Raw genomic sequence first — 317 nt, 5'->3', positions numbered from 1 at the left:
AGGATTATCCGGAAGGCGATTTCAGGCGCGGCGACCCGCGCTACCAGGGCGAGAATTTCGACTTGAATGTCGCGGCGGCCGCCACGGTGCGCGACATCGCCGCGGCAAAAGGCGTCAAGCCCGGCCAGGTGGCGATTGCCTGGCTGCTCGCCAAGGGGCCGGAATTCGGCATCGACATCGTGCCGATCCCCGGCACCAAGCGGCGGACCTATCTGGAGGAAAATGTCGCTGCGGCGGACATCACGCTCGATGCGACCGAGATGCTGGGGCTCGACATGGCGCTGACGCCCGATAAGGTGTCCGGGCCAAGGTATAAC

Annotated in this window: 1 protein-coding gene; it reads left to right on the top strand. The window is 65.0% G+C overall.

The window, feature by feature from the left end:
- A partial coding sequence (locus EN807_RS33995) for an aldo/keto reductase (protein ID WP_135938052.1) occupies window positions 1-317 on the top strand: 317 nt, incomplete at both ends.

Source organism: Mesorhizobium sp. M5C.F.Ca.ET.164.01.1.1, from assembly GCF_004792125.1.
Taxonomy (GTDB): domain Bacteria; phylum Pseudomonadota; class Alphaproteobacteria; order Rhizobiales; family Rhizobiaceae; genus Mesorhizobium; species Mesorhizobium wenxiniae.
Note: the sequence above shows the minus strand (reverse complement) of the source record. Positions and strands in the feature narration are given on the sequence as shown.